The 15,473-nt window shown below is 67.1% G+C and carries 14 protein-coding genes; 10 read left to right on the plus strand and 4 right to left on the minus strand.

Annotated elements, in window-relative coordinates; all coding sequences use genetic code 11:
* Positions 1-79 precede the first annotated feature (79 nt).
* The 4 genes from ACFWQC_RS18260 (at position 80) to ACFWQC_RS18275 (ending at position 3,727) form a co-directional block, all read left to right on the plus strand.
* Positions 80-604 carry a flavin reductase family protein gene (locus ACFWQC_RS18260; RefSeq protein WP_378680840.1) on the plus strand — a complete coding sequence of 175 codons (525 nt, stop codon included), beginning with the start codon at positions 80-82 and terminating at the stop codon, positions 602-604.
* A gap of 47 nt (positions 605-651) precedes the next feature.
* Positions 652-1,047, plus strand: coding sequence for a superoxide dismutase, Ni (sodN, locus tag ACFWQC_RS18265; protein ID WP_355227413.1), 396 nt, complete (start codon positions 652-654; stop codon positions 1,045-1,047).
* Positions 1,048-1,224: 177 nt separating this feature from the next.
* On the plus strand, positions 1,225-2,628 hold the full coding sequence (locus ACFWQC_RS18270; protein WP_378680843.1) for a glycoside hydrolase family 28 protein: 1,404 nt from the start codon (positions 1,225-1,227) through the stop codon (positions 2,626-2,628).
* Positions 2,629-2,758: 130 nt separating this feature from the next.
* Positions 2,759-3,727 (plus strand): bile acid:sodium symporter family protein, encoded by a 969-nt coding sequence (locus ACFWQC_RS18275; protein WP_378680845.1) that lies wholly within the window; start codon positions 2,759-2,761, stop codon positions 3,725-3,727.
* A gap of 309 nt (positions 3,728-4,036) precedes the next feature.
* Here the strand turns inward: ACFWQC_RS18275 and ACFWQC_RS18280 are convergent, their stop codons facing one another.
* Positions 4,037-4,255 (minus strand): hypothetical protein, encoded by a 219-nt coding sequence (locus tag ACFWQC_RS18280; protein WP_378680847.1) that lies wholly within the window; start codon positions 4,253-4,255, stop codon positions 4,037-4,039.
* A gap of 147 nt (positions 4,256-4,402) precedes the next feature.
* On the opposite strand from ACFWQC_RS18280, the gene ACFWQC_RS18285 reads away from it, so the two are divergent.
* Positions 4,403-4,891: a copper resistance protein CopC gene (locus ACFWQC_RS18285; RefSeq protein ID WP_378680849.1), complete on the plus strand. Its 489-nt coding sequence runs from the start codon at positions 4,403-4,405 to the stop codon at positions 4,889-4,891.
* The gene (locus ACFWQC_RS18290; protein WP_378680851.1) at positions 4,888-5,895 is read left to right on the plus strand and encodes a CopD family protein; all 1,008 of its coding nucleotides are present in this window, start codon (positions 4,888-4,890) and stop codon (positions 5,893-5,895) included. Before ACFWQC_RS18285 ends, ACFWQC_RS18290 begins: the two co-directional genes overlap by 4 nt.
* Positions 5,896-5,979: 84 nt before the next feature.
* On the opposite strand, the gene ACFWQC_RS18295 is transcribed toward ACFWQC_RS18290, so the two are convergent.
* Positions 5,980-7,368, minus strand: coding sequence for a PepSY-associated TM helix domain-containing protein (locus ACFWQC_RS18295; RefSeq protein ID WP_378680854.1), 1,389 nt, complete (start codon positions 7,366-7,368; stop codon positions 5,980-5,982).
* A gap of 501 nt (positions 7,369-7,869) precedes the next feature.
* Between ACFWQC_RS18295 and ACFWQC_RS18300 the strand changes: the two genes are divergently transcribed.
* The 4 genes from ACFWQC_RS18300 to ACFWQC_RS18315 all read left to right on the plus strand — a co-directional run bounded on the left by ACFWQC_RS18300 (position 7,870) and on the right by ACFWQC_RS18315 (position 13,487).
* Entirely contained in the window at positions 7,870-10,173 is a 2,304-nt protein-coding gene (locus ACFWQC_RS18300) for a YncE family protein (protein WP_378680856.1), read from the plus strand.
* Positions 10,174-10,353: 180 nt separating this feature from the next.
* On the plus strand, positions 10,354-11,622 hold the full coding sequence (locus ACFWQC_RS18305) for a copper resistance protein CopC (protein WP_378680858.1): 1,269 nt from the start codon (positions 10,354-10,356) through the stop codon (positions 11,620-11,622).
* A 69-nt stretch (positions 11,623-11,691) separates the two neighbouring features.
* The gene (locus ACFWQC_RS18310; RefSeq protein WP_378680860.1) at positions 11,692-12,156 is read left to right on the plus strand and encodes a hypothetical protein; all 465 of its coding nucleotides are present in this window, start codon (positions 11,692-11,694) and stop codon (positions 12,154-12,156) included.
* A 23-nt stretch (positions 12,157-12,179) separates the two neighbouring features.
* The gene (locus ACFWQC_RS18315; RefSeq protein WP_378680863.1) at positions 12,180-13,487 is read left to right on the plus strand and encodes a hypothetical protein; all 1,308 of its coding nucleotides are present in this window, start codon (positions 12,180-12,182) and stop codon (positions 13,485-13,487) included.
* Between the two features lie 64 nt (positions 13,488-13,551).
* Here ACFWQC_RS18315 and ACFWQC_RS18320 read toward each other — a convergent pair whose 3' ends face one another.
* Positions 13,552-14,715 (minus strand): lytic transglycosylase domain-containing protein, encoded by a 1,164-nt coding sequence (locus ACFWQC_RS18320; RefSeq protein WP_378680866.1) that lies wholly within the window; start codon positions 14,713-14,715, stop codon positions 13,552-13,554.
* 305 nt (positions 14,716-15,020) lie between these two features.
* Entirely contained in the window at positions 15,021-15,452 is a 432-nt protein-coding gene (locus tag ACFWQC_RS18325; protein ID WP_378680869.1) for a RidA family protein, read from the minus strand.
* Positions 15,453-15,473: the final 21 nt, after the last annotated feature.

Consider the following 15,473-nt stretch of genomic DNA (forward strand, 5'->3'; position numbering starts at 1 on the left):
CGACGATCACAGCGTGGATGACTGGACCTCAACCGGACTTGATGTTTTAGCGTCACTGCCAAAAGAGAGAGGAGGGGGTGTGAGCGACACACTCACCGACCAGTTCAAGGCCGGCTTCCGTCGATATCCCACCGGCGTGGCCATCGTCGCCGCCTCGACCGAGACGGGACCCGTCGGGGCGACGGTGTCGAGCGTGGCCTCAGTCAGCGCCAACCCGCCGATGCTGTCGTTCTCGGTCTCCCGGTCCGGGCGGTCCGGGCCGGCACTCACCGGGAGCGACCGTCTCGCGGTGCACGTCCTGACCGAGTCCCAGGCCCATGTGGCCGCGGCCTTCGCCGACCGCACCGCGCCACGATTCACGGGCGCGCAGGGCTGGTCGCTCCCGCACGGGGAGCCGCCGGTCCTCGACGACGCCGCGGCCAGCTTCTCCGGGCGCGTGGCCCGCGTGATCCCCGCCGGCGAGGCATGGCTGGTGCTGGTCGAGGTCGACGCGGTCAGCCTCGGCGAGTCCGCCGACCCGCTCCTGCACCACGACCGGCACTACTGGTCACTAGGCCCGTCGGTCAGCACCCTCGATCGCATCCTGCCCGAGAAGGCTTCCTGACCGTCGACCTCGACGGTCACTCCACCACACCACCGAAGGAACCAAACATGCGTCTGTTCGCTCCCACCATCGAGGTCTCGGCCCACTGCGACCTGCCCTGCGGCGTCTACGACCCCGCCCAGGCCCGCATCGAGGCCGAGTCCGTCAAGGCCGTCATCGCCAAGGCCCTGGACAGCGACGACCCCGACTTCCGCACCCGCGCGGTGCTCATCAAGGAGCAGCGCTCCGAGCTGGTCAAGCACCACCTCTGGGTGCTGTGGACCGACTACTTCAAGCCCCCGCACTTCGAGGCCTACCCCCAGCTCCACACCCTCGTCAACGAGGCCACCAAGCTGGCCGGCGCCTCCGGCACCAAGGGCACCCTCGACCTCGAGGTCGCCGACAAGCTCCTCGCCAAGATCGACGAGATCGCCGAGATCTTCTGGGCGACCAAGAAGGCCTGAACCACCCAGAACCCACGCAAGGAAGCCAGGTTCCGGCAGCCGGCCGGGACCTGGCTTCTTCCATGCTTCACCCTCGCGAGGGCATAGACGTATGACAAGTTGGTCACTAGTGTGACAAGTGTCACCGTCCCCCTCGCGGCGGCCCTGGGCCGCCGTCGGAGCTCTCGAGGAGCATGCATGCGTCACATTCGAAAGCGCGCGACACCCCTCCTACTCGTCCTCGGTCTGGTCGGCTCGCTGACCGCGACCACACCCGCCCTCGCAGACCAGAAGACAGACCCGGCCGTACGCGGCCCCGATGCTGCCGCGATCGCCAAGATCGTCGACCGCATCGAGGAGCCCTCGATCCCGGACCGCGACTACGAGATCACCGACTTCGGTGCTGTCGGAGACGGCACGACAGACGCTCTGCCGGCGATCAGGGCCGCGATCGAGAAGGCGTCGGCCGACGGCGGCGGCCGCGTCGTACTCCCCGAGGGCACCTGGCTCTCCGAGGGTCCGGTGCACCTGGCGAGCAACATCGATCTCCACGTCTCCGACGGGGCCACGCTGCTGTTCGGTACCGACACGGACGACTACCTGCCCGTGGTGCGTACGCGCTGGGAGGGCACCGAGCTCGACGGCTACTCGCCGCTGATCTACGGCAACGACGTGCACGACGTCGCGATCACCGGATCCGGCACGATCGACGGCAACGAGGACTCGGAGTTCCACGCCTGGAAGGCCGACGAGAAGCCCGACCAGCTGCGGCTGCGCCAGATGGGCTTCGACGGCGTACCGGTCGAGGAGCGCGTCTTCGGGAAGGGTACGTTCCTGCGGCCCAGCGCCATCCAGTTCTTCCACGCCGAGCGGGTGCTGCTGGAGGACTACCGGGTCACCAACTCACCGTTCTGGATCAACCACCTCGTCTACACCGACCAGGCGACCGTGCGCGGACTCGACGTCGACAGCCACCGGGCCAACAACGACGGCATCGACGTCGACTCGAGCACCAACGTGCTGATCGAGGAGAACCGCTTCCGGACCGGCGACGACTCCGTGGTCGTGAAGTCCGGACGTGACCTCGACGGACGCACCATCGCCCGCCCCAGCGAGGACGTCGTGATCCGACGCAACGACATGGGCGGCGAGGACGGCATCGCCCTGGGCAGCGAGATGTCCGGTGGCATCAAGGGCGTCTACTTCACCGACAACGTGCTGCGCGACGGTGCCTCGGCGATCCGGTTCAAGGGCAATCTCGACCGCGGCGGCACGGTCGAGCACATCCGGGTGAGCAACATGGAGATCGGCAACTTCGAGACCTTCATCTGGTTCCAGCTCGACTACCCCGGCGAGCTCGGCGGCGACTACCCACCGGTCTACCGCGACATCGTCTTCTCCGACATCACCGTCGCCTCCGCCAAGACCGGCCTCGACATCCACGGGCCTGCCGACGCGCCACTGCGCGATGTCACCCTGCGTGACGTCACGGTCGAGGAGGTCGAGACGCCGATGGTCCTGGAGAACGTCGAGGACCTCCGCTTCGACAACGTCCGGTTCGGTGACCAGTACGTCGACGGCGAGCTCGACTGGCTCTCCTGAACCGGTCCCCCGCCCCGCCCGCCGCGCGCCTTTTGCGAGGATCTCGCGGCGGGCGGGTCATCCGGTCGACTCCGTACCCATCGTCACCCATCGTCACCCATCGTCACCCATCGTCTCGGAAGGAAGAGTCATGAACACAGTCCGACAGGTCAGCGCCTTCGTAGGGCGTTGGTTCGCCGTGATCGTCCTGATCGCCGGCGCCATCGCACTGGCCACCCCCAGCACCTTCGACGGGTGGGCGGCCCAGGTGCCGTTGCTGCTCCAGATCATCATGCTGGGGATGGGCATGACCCTCAGGCCCGCCGACTTCGCGATCATCGGCCGGCGGCCGTGGGCTCTGCTGCTGGGTGTCGCCACCCAGTTCACCGTGATGCCGCTGCTCGGCTGGGGCATCGCGAACGCGCTCGGCCTCTCCGCGGTGCTCACCGCGGGCATGATCCTGGTCGGCTGCGCACCCGGCGGCACCGCCTCCAACGTCATGGTGTTCCTGGCCCGTGGCGACACCGCGCTGTCGGTGGCGATGACGTCCGTGTCAACGCTGCTCGCGCCCCTGCTGACGCCGCTTCTGGTCCTCTTCCTGATCGGCGAGGACCTGCCGGTCTCCGCCAGCGACCTGTTCGTCTCGATCGTGGAGATCGTGCTCGTCCCGGTCCTGCTCGGACTGGTGCTCCGACTGCTGCTGCCGCGTCTCATCGAGAAGGTCATCGATGTGCTTCCGCTGATCTCGGTCGCCGGCATCACCGGGGTCGTGCTCGCCGTCGTGGCCGGAAGCGCCGACACCCTGCTCTCGGTCGGCCTCCTGGTCGTGCTCGCCGTGGTCCTGCACAACATCGCCGGCCTGACCCTCGGGTACGCGGTCGGGCGAGTCTGCGGCATGCCGATCTCGAGCCGCCGCGCCATCAGCATCGAGGTGGGCATGCAGAACTCGGGGCTCGCCGCCGCACTCGCCACCGTCCACTTCTCACCGGCCGCGGCGCTGCCTGCCGCGATCTTCTCGGTCTGGCACAACGTGTCCGGCTCGATCCTGGCGAGCTACTGGTCGCGGCGCCCCATCGAGGCCGCAGACGCCCCGGACCCCCTCGCCGCACGGTCGTCCTGAGCTGAGCGCCGGACGCGTAAAGGTCACCCATCTCCGCCTTGCGGAGGGTGTCAGAGGCTCCTCCGCCGCCCGAGGCGCATTGACAAAAAGTGTTCCTTCGATAAGTCGATACCCCAGCCTGTATGGGCATTATTACTTCGCAATGAACTCACGCCAACGACAGAAATGGGGTGAGCGACAACACGGCGTTACGGGGGTGTTGCAGCCACCCCAATTCCCTGAACGCCAGCGTTAAGAGCACTTCACTCAGCACTTTTCTTTGTTACCGGCGACATGCGCATGCGTAACTGCTCCGCAACCGGTCTGAGTTCAACTATAAGTGCCAACTTTCGGAACCCACCGATGCACATCGTCGTGCACGTTCGCGAACACAAAATGGGTATTCGCCTCGCAGAAGGTTATCGCCCGCAGCACTGCCGCCACCCCATCCCATTCGTCGTCGCCATCGGCGACCACGGTGATCGCAGCCGCTCTCGCGTCGGCACCGATACGGACGGCGGGAAGAACCACGGGCCGGATCACGGGCACATGGACCACCCCTAGTTCGATAACTCTCGAAACCTCGCTTAGGTGGAAGCAATGTCGAATGCTTCAACACGCGGATCGCAGCGCCTCGCCACGGCGTTCGCAGCGACGATCTTCGCGCTCTCGTTCTTGATTCCCATACTATTCGCAGTGGCGCCAGCGTCCGCGCACGCCCACTTGGTCAAGAGCCTCCCGAGTGCCGGCGCCGTGCTCGCCGCCGGCCCGTCGGAGGTGGTGCTCACCTTCGACCAGCCGATCCAAGCGTTCCCCGGCGCTAACGGAATAGTGGTGACCGGACCACAGAGCAGCCACTGGGCGTGTGGTCGTGCTCGCATCAACGGGAACACCCTGACCGCCTCGATGAGTGAGGTCGGGCCTCCTGGCCACTACCAGATCCACTACCGGGTGCTCGGAGCGGACGGGCACCCGATCACCGGGTCAGTGCCGATCAACATCCGGCGGTTGGCGTCCACCGCTTCCACCGCGTCCGCTGCCACCGCGATGACGGCGTTCGACGTAGATCGACCGCGTGGTTTGGCAGCGATGCCCACGTGGCTGTGGATCGCGATGCTGGCCGCGATCGCGGTGTGTGTCGGGGCTGTCGGTCGCCAGACCGCACGCCGAACGGATGCGACATGAACGAACGTACGCGGCTCCTGCAGGTCTCTGCGCTTGTCGGCGCGAGCCTCGTCGTGCTTGCCTTCGGGATCCTGGTCACGCTGCCCCAGCCAGTCGTCGGCATTCCGGAGCCGTCGGTGGTGGTGCGCACCGGGATCCCGCTGCTCCGCTGGATCGCCAACGTGTGCGCGATCGGAGCTGTGGGCTCCGTGCTGGTGCTGGTGCTGCTGGGGGAGGCTGGTCGCGACCGTGCGCCTGCCCTGGCCCGAGTCACTTCAAGGACGGCGGTGTGGACCGCAGCAGTCTGGACGGTCGCCGCGCTGCTGGGTCTCTGGTTCAACGCGGCGGAGATCTCGCTCCGCCAGCTACGGCTGCCGGTCAGCGGCGTGCTCGGCTACGGCGGAAGCGTCAGCCTGGGTCTCGCACTGCTGATCAGCGCCGGGTCGGCAGGAGCGTTGACCGCCTATTCGGTCGCCCGCTTGCGGCGACCGTCGCTGCCGCCGGACGTGGGCTTTCTGATCGCGCTGGCGGGCCTGACGGCCGTGTCGATGAGCGGGCACCCTTCGCAGGGTGAGCCGCCGTTGCTGCTGATGACTGCCAGCGCCTTCCACGTGACCGGAGCGGCACTCTGGGTGGGCGGACTGGCTATCACTGCGCTGATCATCGGCGCCGACCGGCAGTCGCTGGCCATCGTACTTCCCCGGTTCTCACGGGTCGCCGAGGTGAGCTTCGTTCTGGTGGGGCTCAGCGGACTGTTGTTGGCCGCGGGCCGGCTGACCGGCGAGGTGACGCCGTCCCTGGGAGAGGTGGTCGGCGCATTGACGCAGACCCGGGCCGGCTGGCTGGTCATGGGCAAGCTCGCCTGCATGGGCCTGCTGGCCTGCTCGGGGGCGTACATCCGCAATGTCATCGTCGCCCGCGTGGCGCGCCAGCAGCCCACGCCGATCACCGTGTGGGCCGGGCTCGAGCTCGCCGTGATGGCGATCGCGGTCTCGCTGGCCACTGCGCTCGCGCGTCCCCTCTGACAGGTGACGGGGCTGGTCAGGGGCGGACTGAGGCGCCGCCGAGGCCTTGACGGCTCTCGGCGGCGCCTCTGCTTCGGGGATGCCTCAGACAGCGCCCACGCGGGTACGGCGCCGCCGCAGTGTGTTCACGGCGCCGTCGAGGACGACGAAGGCGACGAGGGTGACACCGAAGACCGGCATCGCCCAGCCCAGGGCACCCGCCGCGAGGAGCACCACGACCAGCATCGGCGCCGACAGGTTGCGCCACACCGGCACCGGAGAGGTACGCCCTGACCGGATGGGCCGGCGCTGCCACCACATCCGGTACCCCAGCCCGAGGAGCGCGAGCGATCCCACGGCCAGCAGGGCCAGCGCAAGCTGGTTGGCCAGACCGAACAGGGTGCCGCTGTGAGCACTGATACCGATGCTGGTGAGCTTGGCCATCAGCGGGTAGTCCTCCCAGCCCTGGCGGGCGGTGACCTGCTCCGTGTAGGGGTCGATGACGACAGAGGTCTTGCGGATCGGCAGCCCCTCGGACGACTCCTTGACGGTGACGGGACCTTCGCCGGCATGCGGCAGAGCGAGAGTGAGCTCGCCCTGCAGGCCTTCCGACCTTGCCACCTCGACGGCACGGTCGAAACTGATCGGCTCAGCGCCGTCCGCGGCCGCCACATCCGGCGTCGCAAGCGAAGGCGTCTTGCCGTTCAGGGCGGTGATCGCGGCGTCGACGCGGGCACCGGCAAAGTTCGACCAGGTCAGGCCGGTGATGCTGATGCCGAGCAGCCCAACCGCCAGCCAGAGGCCCAGGACCCCGTGCCAGGACCGATTGCGTGCACGTCCCTTCGCGGTGAAGGACGGAACCAGCACGGTCCGCAGGGATCGGCCACGGGCGCGCTTGCTGAGCCACAGCACCAGGCCACCGAGCACGATGAAGGGCAGCCAGCTGGCAACGAACTCGGAATAGAGCCGACCGAGGTCACCCAGGTGCAGGTTGCCGTGCAACTCGCGCAGCCACACCTGCGCGGGTGGCCGGCTGTCCACGGTGACCAGTTCACCGTTGACGCCACCGGTGTACGGATCGACGTACACGGTCAGCGACTCCGAGGAGAAGTGGCTCCCGGTCTGTTTGAGGCCTTCGATGCCCGCGAGCACGACCTGGGCGGTCCTGTCGGGGTCATCCGCCGGAATGACCGTGGTGACGTGTGCGTCCGGATGGACGGCGAGAGCGGCCTCGACCTGCTCCGACAGCGGTCGCGGGCTTCCTGTCTGCGACTCCACGTACAGCTTGTCGCCGTACAGCACATCGTTGATCTGGGGAGTGAAGGCATAGGCCAGGCCGGTCAACGCCAACACCGCGAGGAACGGTGCGACCAGAAGGCCTGCCATGAAGTGCACGCGTCGAGCGAGCAACCACAGCAGGGCGCTGGAACGCTTTCGATCGGGCGTGCCGACACCAGCCCGGGGCTGTGAGGGTTCGGTGGGGATCGTGGTCATGCCAACTCCATCGGTACGACGTAGGTAAGACTGGGCATGGCCCCTCCTTCTTTACTTTTCCCTCGTTATACCCAGTTGGTTTTGGATGTTTCAGAGGTTTGTTTTGGATGTTTCAGGGCTTCGCAGAAACGCCATTCGGTCCCCGATAGCCAGTAGGCCGACCAGGTATGTCTGATTCGTCGCTGTCACGTAACGCGACAGTAAAAGAGCCCCACCGGTACCCAATTTTGCCTTTTCGGTGGCTGTTTCCAGGCGCACATCAGAGGTCCCGCATAAGCACCCGGGGGTATTATTGGAGTGAAGCCACCCGGGGTATTATCGAGAAAATCAGCCGCCCATTCTTAATGCCCTCGTGAGGTTGTGAGGTCCCATTAACGATTAGATTTCCGCCAGGGTTCTGGGCCCTTAATGAGCGCGGGATTAAGTGGATTGCACTCCTCGGAATCCCCAAACTTTCCCCTTGGAGCTCGAAATCAATGCTCGAAAAGGAGAGGCATTCTTATGTCTGAATCAGCTCCCCAAGACTTCTTGGGGCCCAGGAAGCGACGACGACGGCTCGGCGCAGTGGCCGTGGCAGCGGTCTCCGCGATCACAGCGGCGGGTCTGACCACGCTGCCGGCGGCAGGCCAGCAGCCGGTCGGGGTGGGCCCCCTCCCCATCACCTTCGACCTGACCGACGAGAACGGAGGATGGTTCGACTCCGGTCTGAACCTGTTCGGCAGCAAGTCCCTCGCGGTCGGAGTGCTCCCCCGGGTCGGCGTACCTGCTGGCGGACTGCCCTCTATCGGTGGCCCGCTGCTGCCGACTGACGCGTCGTTGGTGGAGAACCTCCTCGGCGGGCTCGGCACCACCGGCGGGGCGAGTGCCGCAACCGATCCGCTGGCCCTCGGCTCGACCCTGGCCACCGTGCAGGGCATCGCGAAAACGTCGCCGGAGGCGGCTTCCAAGGCCGCCGAGGCCGCCGATCTGATCGGCCAGCTCGAGGCGACCGTCGCCGACATGCCGGCGGACGAGCCGGTCGACTTGGACTCGCTGCCGGTCGGCGTGGACCTGATGGGTGTCCTGGACTCTCTCCAGGAGTTCGCGGTCGAGGGGCCTCCGGTCACCGTCAAGTTCAACGTGGACCCGGCCAAGTCGGAGGGAATCCGCAACCCGATCGGGCTGATCGCCCCGGAGGGGGCGGACGGGTTCCCGTACATGGATTCCAAGGGCGCCTTCTTCGGCGAGAAGACGATCCAGCTCACCGAGCCGGGCCTGTACGCCTTCACCGACTCGGTCGCGCCCTACATGCTCGGCGCGGTCGTGGTCGACGACCCGCTCACGTTGGGTCTCGACTTCGGCGAGAAGCTGGTGGTCAACGGCAAGCCCGAGGCCGTTCCGTCGAACGCCGACATCATCCAGCGGCTGGTGAACGCCTTCTTCACCATCACCAACCCGAACAACTGGCAGCAGTTCAGCAGCACCAAGGAGGTGTCCTGGAACCCGGTCCAGCCGCCCGCCCCGATCCTGCAGTACGACGCAGACGGCAAGCCGGTGCTGATCCCGAACCTGGACGCGTACTTCGACCAGAAGTTCGAGTACCCGAGGAAGCTGCCGGCGTTGAAGAAGCCGACCACCCCTGGTGTGGGTGAGGTCTGGATGGCCACTCAGATGGAGGACTTCGCAGGGAAGGAGAAGCACGGCTCCATCACGAAGATCAACGCCGAGGACTGGACGATCGATCGGAAGATCGCAGCCCCCGAGATCAACATGAACAACGTCCACAACATGTGGTCGGACAAGAACTACAAGTACGTGTACGGGAACGAGTGGTTCGACAACGAGACCGATGTCTTCGATCGGGAGACCGGCAAGTTCGTGCGGAGCCTCGAGGTCGGGCCCAACCCGGCGCACGTGATGACCCGTCCGGGCAACGACAACCTCACGATCGGCGTCAACGCCGGGACGGACATCGTCGAGGCGTCACCCGGGGCCACGAAGATCGTCAAGCGCATCCACGCCGACCCGGACAGCGGCATGACTCCGCACCCGCACGCGCACTGGACCAGCCACGACGGCAAGACGGTCGTCGCGCCGAACACGATGACCGAGGAGGCCGTCATCGCCGACATGGACTCGGGGACCGTCAGGCACGAGCCCGTCGGTGCGTTCCCGATCGCCACGTCGATGACGCCGGACTCGAAGAAGGCGTACCTGTCCAACTTCCTGGGCATGAGCGTGTCTTGCGTGTCGCTGAAGGAGGACGCGTGCGCGACCCCCGACGGCGGTGTGGCCAAGAACTCCACGATCGACCTGTGGCAGAACTACGACGCGAAGTCCGGTCCTGAGAAGGGCAAGCCGTGGGGCGGTCTGACCATCCAGCTCCCGGTGAGCCCGGACGGTAAGGCGCTGCTGGCGGTGAACACCCTGTCTCAGACGGTCAACGTGATCGATCCGAAGACACACAAGTTGATCAAGGATCTGCCGTGCAACGCCGGTTGCCACGGCGCCAACTTCGGTGCCAAGGAGGGTGGCGGCTACTACGCCTACGTCTCCAACAAGTTCTCCAACGCCATGCAGGTCATCGACGTCGACCCGAACAACGATGGTGACATCTCCGATGCCGCCATCGCCGGCCAGCTGACGCTGGGGCCGACGTCGGACACCAAGATGGACGACGAGCTCGTCGCTCACCCAGGTGTGGGTGGACAGGGCGTCCTGGCCCTCCCGCTGGTCTACAACGGCTGGTCACAGGAGATCCCGAAGGCCTGGCGAAAGGACCTGACCTGCGAGCAGATCAACCCGATCGACAAGTCGGCCTGCTGATCACCATCTGACACCACCGAAGGTCCGGGGCTGGGCAGCGCAGCCCAGCCCCGGACCGTGCCGTGCCGTACCCGACATTTCCCAAGAGTTCCCAATCATGCAGGAGGCTGGCCGATGACGGCGCAGGAGATTCGCCCACAGGCTGTCACGACCCCACCCCGCCCCAGGTTCCGTCGGCGCGTGATCGGGCTGATCGTGTTGGTTGCAGTCTGCTGGGGAGTGTTGCTCACGGTGCTGCCGTCGCCATCCGGTGACCCGGTGCTGGTCTCGTTGAGCCCGACGGACGGCGAGACGGTCAAGTCCCCCGACGAGGTCCGGATCACGTTCGACCGGCCTGTCCCCGCCGAGCTCGCGTCGGTCCAGATGACCGATCCTGCAGGCGAGCGCATCGTGTCGACCCGGCCGTACAACCCGCCGGGGGCCGACGACACGATTGCCGTGCCGATGCCGAAGACCCGCTACGAGGGGATCTACTCGGTCGTCTGGTCGGTGCCGTCCAGCGCCCTCGAACCGATGGTCGGGTCGTCGACCTTCTCGGTGTTCTCCGCGGCGAGGCTCACCGCGGTCCCCGGGCTGGTCGTCGACCGCGACCCGGTGGTCGTCACGGTGTACGCGGTGGCGGGAATCCTCGCGACAGCCGCCCTGGTGCTCGGTGTCGGGACCGTGTTCGTGCTCGGGGTCGTCTGGCCTGCGGGCGCCCGCCGCCCGGGATCGCGCCGCCTGCTCCGGTACACGTGGGCGACCATGGTGCTGGCGACGCTCGTATCACTGCTCTCGTTCGGCGGTTACGCCGCCCGGACCTCGCTCAGTGACGCGTTCGACCCGGCGCTCCTCGCCGGCACGGTCAAGTCGGACATCGGGGCGGCGCTCATGGCCAGGCTGCTCATCCTGCTGCCGCTCACACTCGGCTTCTGGCTGCTCCTGCGGAGCGAGCCCGCCCGGACCTCGGCCGAGCGCTGCACGGCCGCGGCGACGGTGCTCGGTGCCGCCTCGGCGTTGGCGGCCACCTGGGTCTTCGCCCGCCCGCACGCACCGGCGGGACCGACGCCGCTCACCGTGGCCGCGGACACCGCGCTCCTACTCGCGGCCGCGGTCGGCGTCGGCGCCGCGGTGATGCAGTGGACGATCCTGCGTCGAGCCGGTGGACCGGCGGCGCAGGCCACGCGGCTACTTGCCCGGATCATGCCGGTGGGCGGCGCGGCACTGCTGCTCGCGGCGACCACGACCGGCGGCTGGCAGCTGGCGGCGTACGACGCGCTGGCGGTGGTGATCTTCGGCACGGGGGTGGCACTCCTGCACCGGGAGCGGCGGCGCAGATCCGACCCGGAGGAAGGCGAAGGCCGGCGCGACAAGCCCGCTCGCCGGCGGCTGCGGAAGGTGGCCGCCGTGTCAGCCTCGGTCACCGTCGTGGCGCTCGCAGCGCTACCCGGCTCGGCCCTCCCCGGTTAGGGCCCGCTCGGCGCACTGTCGTGGCACGTGCGGGCGAACTATCAGACACAACTCACACGAGAGGTATCCATGCCTACGCGCCTCCGCCTTCTCGGGCGATTCAGCACCACCATCGCTGCGACGTTCACACTCGTCCTCGCGCCCGCCGCGTGCGGAAGCGCCGAGGACACCGCCCCACCGGCCGAGCCGACCGACGCGACGTCCTCCGTGACCCCCTCGGCTGCCTCATCGCCGGCAGCTCCGGTCAGCCCCAGCACCGAGTCGACCGATCTCGGTCCGCTGCTCACGATCATCATCGACGGAGAGGATGTGTCACCCAATGCGGAGGAGATCCATCTCGGCACCGGAGAGAAGCTCCTCGTGGAGATCGACTCCGATCGGGCCGGCGAGCTGCACATCCACTCCGCCCCTGAACAGTTCGTCCAGTTCGCCGAGGGCACCACGGACAGCGAGATCGTCGTGAACACTCCTGGCACCGTCGAGGTCGAGGACCACGACACCAGCGCCGTCGTCGCCCTCATCGAGGTGCACTGACTTTGTTCCCCCTGATCCTGCCCATGCATGGCTTGGGCGGGGGCGCCGACCTGCCCATTCCCGCCTCCTTCGCGATCGCGGGCGGCACCGCCGCCCTCGCGCTGTCCTTCGTCGTTCTGCTCCTGGCGTGGCGTACGCCGCGGTTCTCGACCGCCGGCGGCGAACGAGCCGTCCCCGCCGGGCTCGCCGCGTTCCTGGACAGTCCTGGCTGGACCATGAGCATCCGTGCGCTCGGGATGACGTTCTTCTGCTTCATGCTCTGGCCCGCGCTGTTCGGTCCGGACCTGCTGAACAACCCCGCCTTCGGCGTGGTCTATGTCTGGCTCTGGGTCGGCATCGTCCCGGCTTCGCTGCTGTTCGGCCGCTTCTACGGTGCTGTCAGCCCGGCCCGCACACTCCACTTGATCCTCGCGAAGGTCGCGGGGCGACCACCTGGCGAAGGCGTACGCCGATATCCGGCCCACCTGGGGTACTGGCCCGCAGCAATCGGTCTGTTCGCCTTCGTCTGGCTCGAGCTCGTCTCACCCCAAGCGACCTACCTGGGCTCGGTCCGCGCGTGGTTCGCGTGCTATCTGGCAGCGATGTTGCTCGGCGGCGCGATCTTCGGCGAACGCTGGCTCGAGCGGGCCGACCCTTTCGAGGTCTACTCCACCCTTTTGGCCCACCTCTCACCCTGGGGACGCAACGACGAAGGCGACCTCGTCTGGATCAGTCCGCTACGCCACCTTGCCCGGGTGCCGGGCGAAGCTGGACTGGTCGCCACGGTCGCCGTCCTCCTCGCAAGCACCGCATACGACAGCTGGCGCGAGAGTGTGACCTGGATCCGGTTCGTCCAGTCCAGCGTCATCGATCAGGCCGTGCTGGGAACGGCCGGGCTCCTGACGGCGGTCACCGTCGTCGGAGTCGTCTTCATGGCCGCGTCGATGGCAACAGGGGTCGATGAGAGCGTCGATCGCCGGCAGATCCCGCGTCAGCTCGCTCACTCCATCGTCCCGATCGTCGTCGGCTACATGGTGGCGCACTACCTGAGCTTCTTCGTACAGGTCGGCTCACAGACTCTGATCCAGATCAGCGACCCCATCGGAACCGGGTCGAATCTGTTCGGGACCGGGGAGTGGGAGGTCAGCTACTGGTTCTCCCAGCATCCGACCTTCCTCGCCACTACCCAGGTCGTCTCCATCGTGACCGGGCACGTCTTGGGCGTCATCGCAGCTCACGACCGTGCCCTGGAGATCCTCCCACGCCGTCACCTGGTCGCCGGTCAGCTGCCGCTACTCATCGCGATGGTGCTCTACACCTACCTGGGCCTCTACCTGCTGTTCGGTGCCTGACACGGTCAGCCGACAGCTCCCCGCGCCGGCGGGGTGGTTGCGTACATCGCAACCAGAGGTGGGCTCAGCGGACCAGATCGTTGACGCACCGGTTCCAAGCCACCAGGTCGAGCCGATTCACACCGTTCGCCGTGCATCGCGTGATCGCCTGGGTCAGCGTCAGGACTTGGTCGACAGGTTCGCGGACAGGGGCCGGAAGTGGCTCGGTGACCTTCTCGAGAGTCCCCTCGGCCTCGTCCTGTCCCTGCTTCGGCGGCGAAGACGGAGCCTCCGAAGCAGGTGACTCGGGCTCGGTTTCAGGCTCGTCTTCCGTGCTTGCCTGACCACCACGATCCGGGTCCGGAGCGGAGGTCGGGCGAACCGTGGCAGCGTCAGCCCGCCGATCGGAGCCGGACGTGGAGGTCGCCGGCACCATATGGTCGGGAACGGCGGCGTAGTCACCCTTCAGGTACGCCACTCGAGTCCGCAGCACCTGGTCGGCGTAGGACGGCGACCGGTTGTAGCGGAGGACCGCCTCGTGGCGGCCGGCCTCGCTACCGAGATCGTAGGGCCCTGAGCACAGGTACACCGCTGCCGCCAGCACAGCGTCATTGATGTCTTGCGGGTTCCTCTGCCCGTCGCCATCGGCGTCCACGCCGACGGCCGACCACGTGGTGGGGATGAACTGCATCGGACCGACAGCACGATCCCAGATCTTGTCTCGGTCGTACTGCCCGCCGTCGGTGTCTTCGATCGCCTGGGTGTCATTCGTACCGTCAAGAGGGACGCCATAGATGCCTGGACTGGAGACGCCGTCGGCGCCCAGGGTGCTGCCGCCGAAGCGGCCGTGGTCCGACTCCACGTAGCCCACGGCCCCAAGCAGCTGCCAGTCGATGTTGCACGTCTCGTCGGCAGCGTTGATGACGGTCTCAGCGCGCTGGTACGCGGCAAGCGCAGCTCTCGGGATTCCACTCGCCGACGCGGCCGACGCAACCTGCACAACACGCCTCTGCGGCACGCCAGCGCCGACGACCGCGGGTAGGGAGTAGCTCGCTGGTGCCTGCGGCGCCGCCGCAGGCACCGAGATTCGACTGGAAGGCGTGGCGCCCTGCCCGTTTGCGCTGGCGAGCGCGTATGGACTCATCAGGTGCGCGGTCCATACGAACGACAGGACGACCAGATCGACGTGGGCGACAACGCGCCGCTTCGTGCTCGACGTCGGCATCTCGGCACTGTCCGTGGCAAACATGGCACCTCCGTGGGGTCCAGAGTCGATGTTGGATCGAGGTCCATCCGTCCGCTCAGTAGTCCGTCGCCCAGAACCAGTCCACCGACGCACGATCTGCCAGAGCAGGATCGCGCCGTTGCGACCGAAGAGAGGGGGGTCCTACGAAGCGGGGGCCACATCCGTCGGTGGCTCTGACACGAGCGGGGCAACGGGAGGCGCCGGACCTCTTGCCCGTCAATACTCGCGAGCCGGATCGCTCCTACAACCACGGCGGCGTAAACATGCGGCGCTCCTAGGTCTCACGACCTCACAACGACGCCGCTCGCTCAACCGACGGGGCGTACCAGCCGCTCGTCGGGGATGACGGCGACGCCGAGGATCTCGATCATCGCCTCTGGCTGCCACAGCTCGGTGGTCCCGATCCCCGCCATCGCCGGGTAGACCGGGCCGGCCAGCTCGCGCCAGACCGCGCCGATCTCCTTGCCGTGTGCCTGGTAGTCGGGGATGTCGGTCAGATAGATCGTGATGGACACCAGATCCTCGGCGATACCGCCCACCTCCCGCAGCGTGGTCAGTACGTTGCCGAACGCCTGCCGGAACTGCTCGACGATGCCTCCGGGGACGATCCGCATGTTCTCGTCCAGCGCCGTCTGGCCACCGAGATGGAGCGTGTTTCCACTGAGCGTGCCGTGCGAGTAGCCGCGCGGCGCGGGCAGAGCCGCGGGGTTCACCGGTACGGGCGTGAGGTCCGTGTTCATGATTCGACCGTAGGGCATCTA

The organism is Nocardioides sp. NPDC058538 (assembly GCF_042719275.1).
Classification (GTDB): domain Bacteria; phylum Actinomycetota; class Actinomycetes; order Propionibacteriales; family Nocardioidaceae; genus Nocardioides.

Coding starts and splice junctions, on each gene's coding strand:
- ACFWQC_RS18320 (WP_378680866.1), bottom strand. CDS start 14,715: ATGTTTGCCACGGACAGTGCCGAGATGCCGACGTCGAGCACGAAGCGG.
- ACFWQC_RS18325 (WP_378680869.1), bottom strand. CDS start 15,452: ATGAACACGGACCTCACGCCCGTACCGGTGAACCCCGCGGCTCTGCCC.
- ACFWQC_RS18300 (WP_378680856.1), top strand. CDS start 7,870: ATGTCTGAATCAGCTCCCCAAGACTTCTTGGGGCCCAGGAAGCGACGA.
- ACFWQC_RS18315 (WP_378680863.1), top strand. CDS start 12,180: ATGCATGGCTTGGGCGGGGGCGCCGACCTGCCCATTCCCGCCTCCTTC.
- ACFWQC_RS18310 (WP_378680860.1), top strand. CDS start 11,692: ATGCCTACGCGCCTCCGCCTTCTCGGGCGATTCAGCACCACCATCGCT.
- ACFWQC_RS18295 (WP_378680854.1), bottom strand. CDS start 7,368: ATGACCACGATCCCCACCGAACCCTCACAGCCCCGGGCTGGTGTCGGC.
- ACFWQC_RS18290 (WP_378680851.1), top strand. CDS start 4,888: ATGAACGAACGTACGCGGCTCCTGCAGGTCTCTGCGCTTGTCGGCGCG.
- sodN (WP_355227413.1), top strand. CDS start 652: ATGCGTCTGTTCGCTCCCACCATCGAGGTCTCGGCCCACTGCGACCTG.
- ACFWQC_RS18275 (WP_378680845.1), top strand. CDS start 2,759: ATGAACACAGTCCGACAGGTCAGCGCCTTCGTAGGGCGTTGGTTCGCC.
- ACFWQC_RS18270 (WP_378680843.1), top strand. CDS start 1,225: ATGCGTCACATTCGAAAGCGCGCGACACCCCTCCTACTCGTCCTCGGT.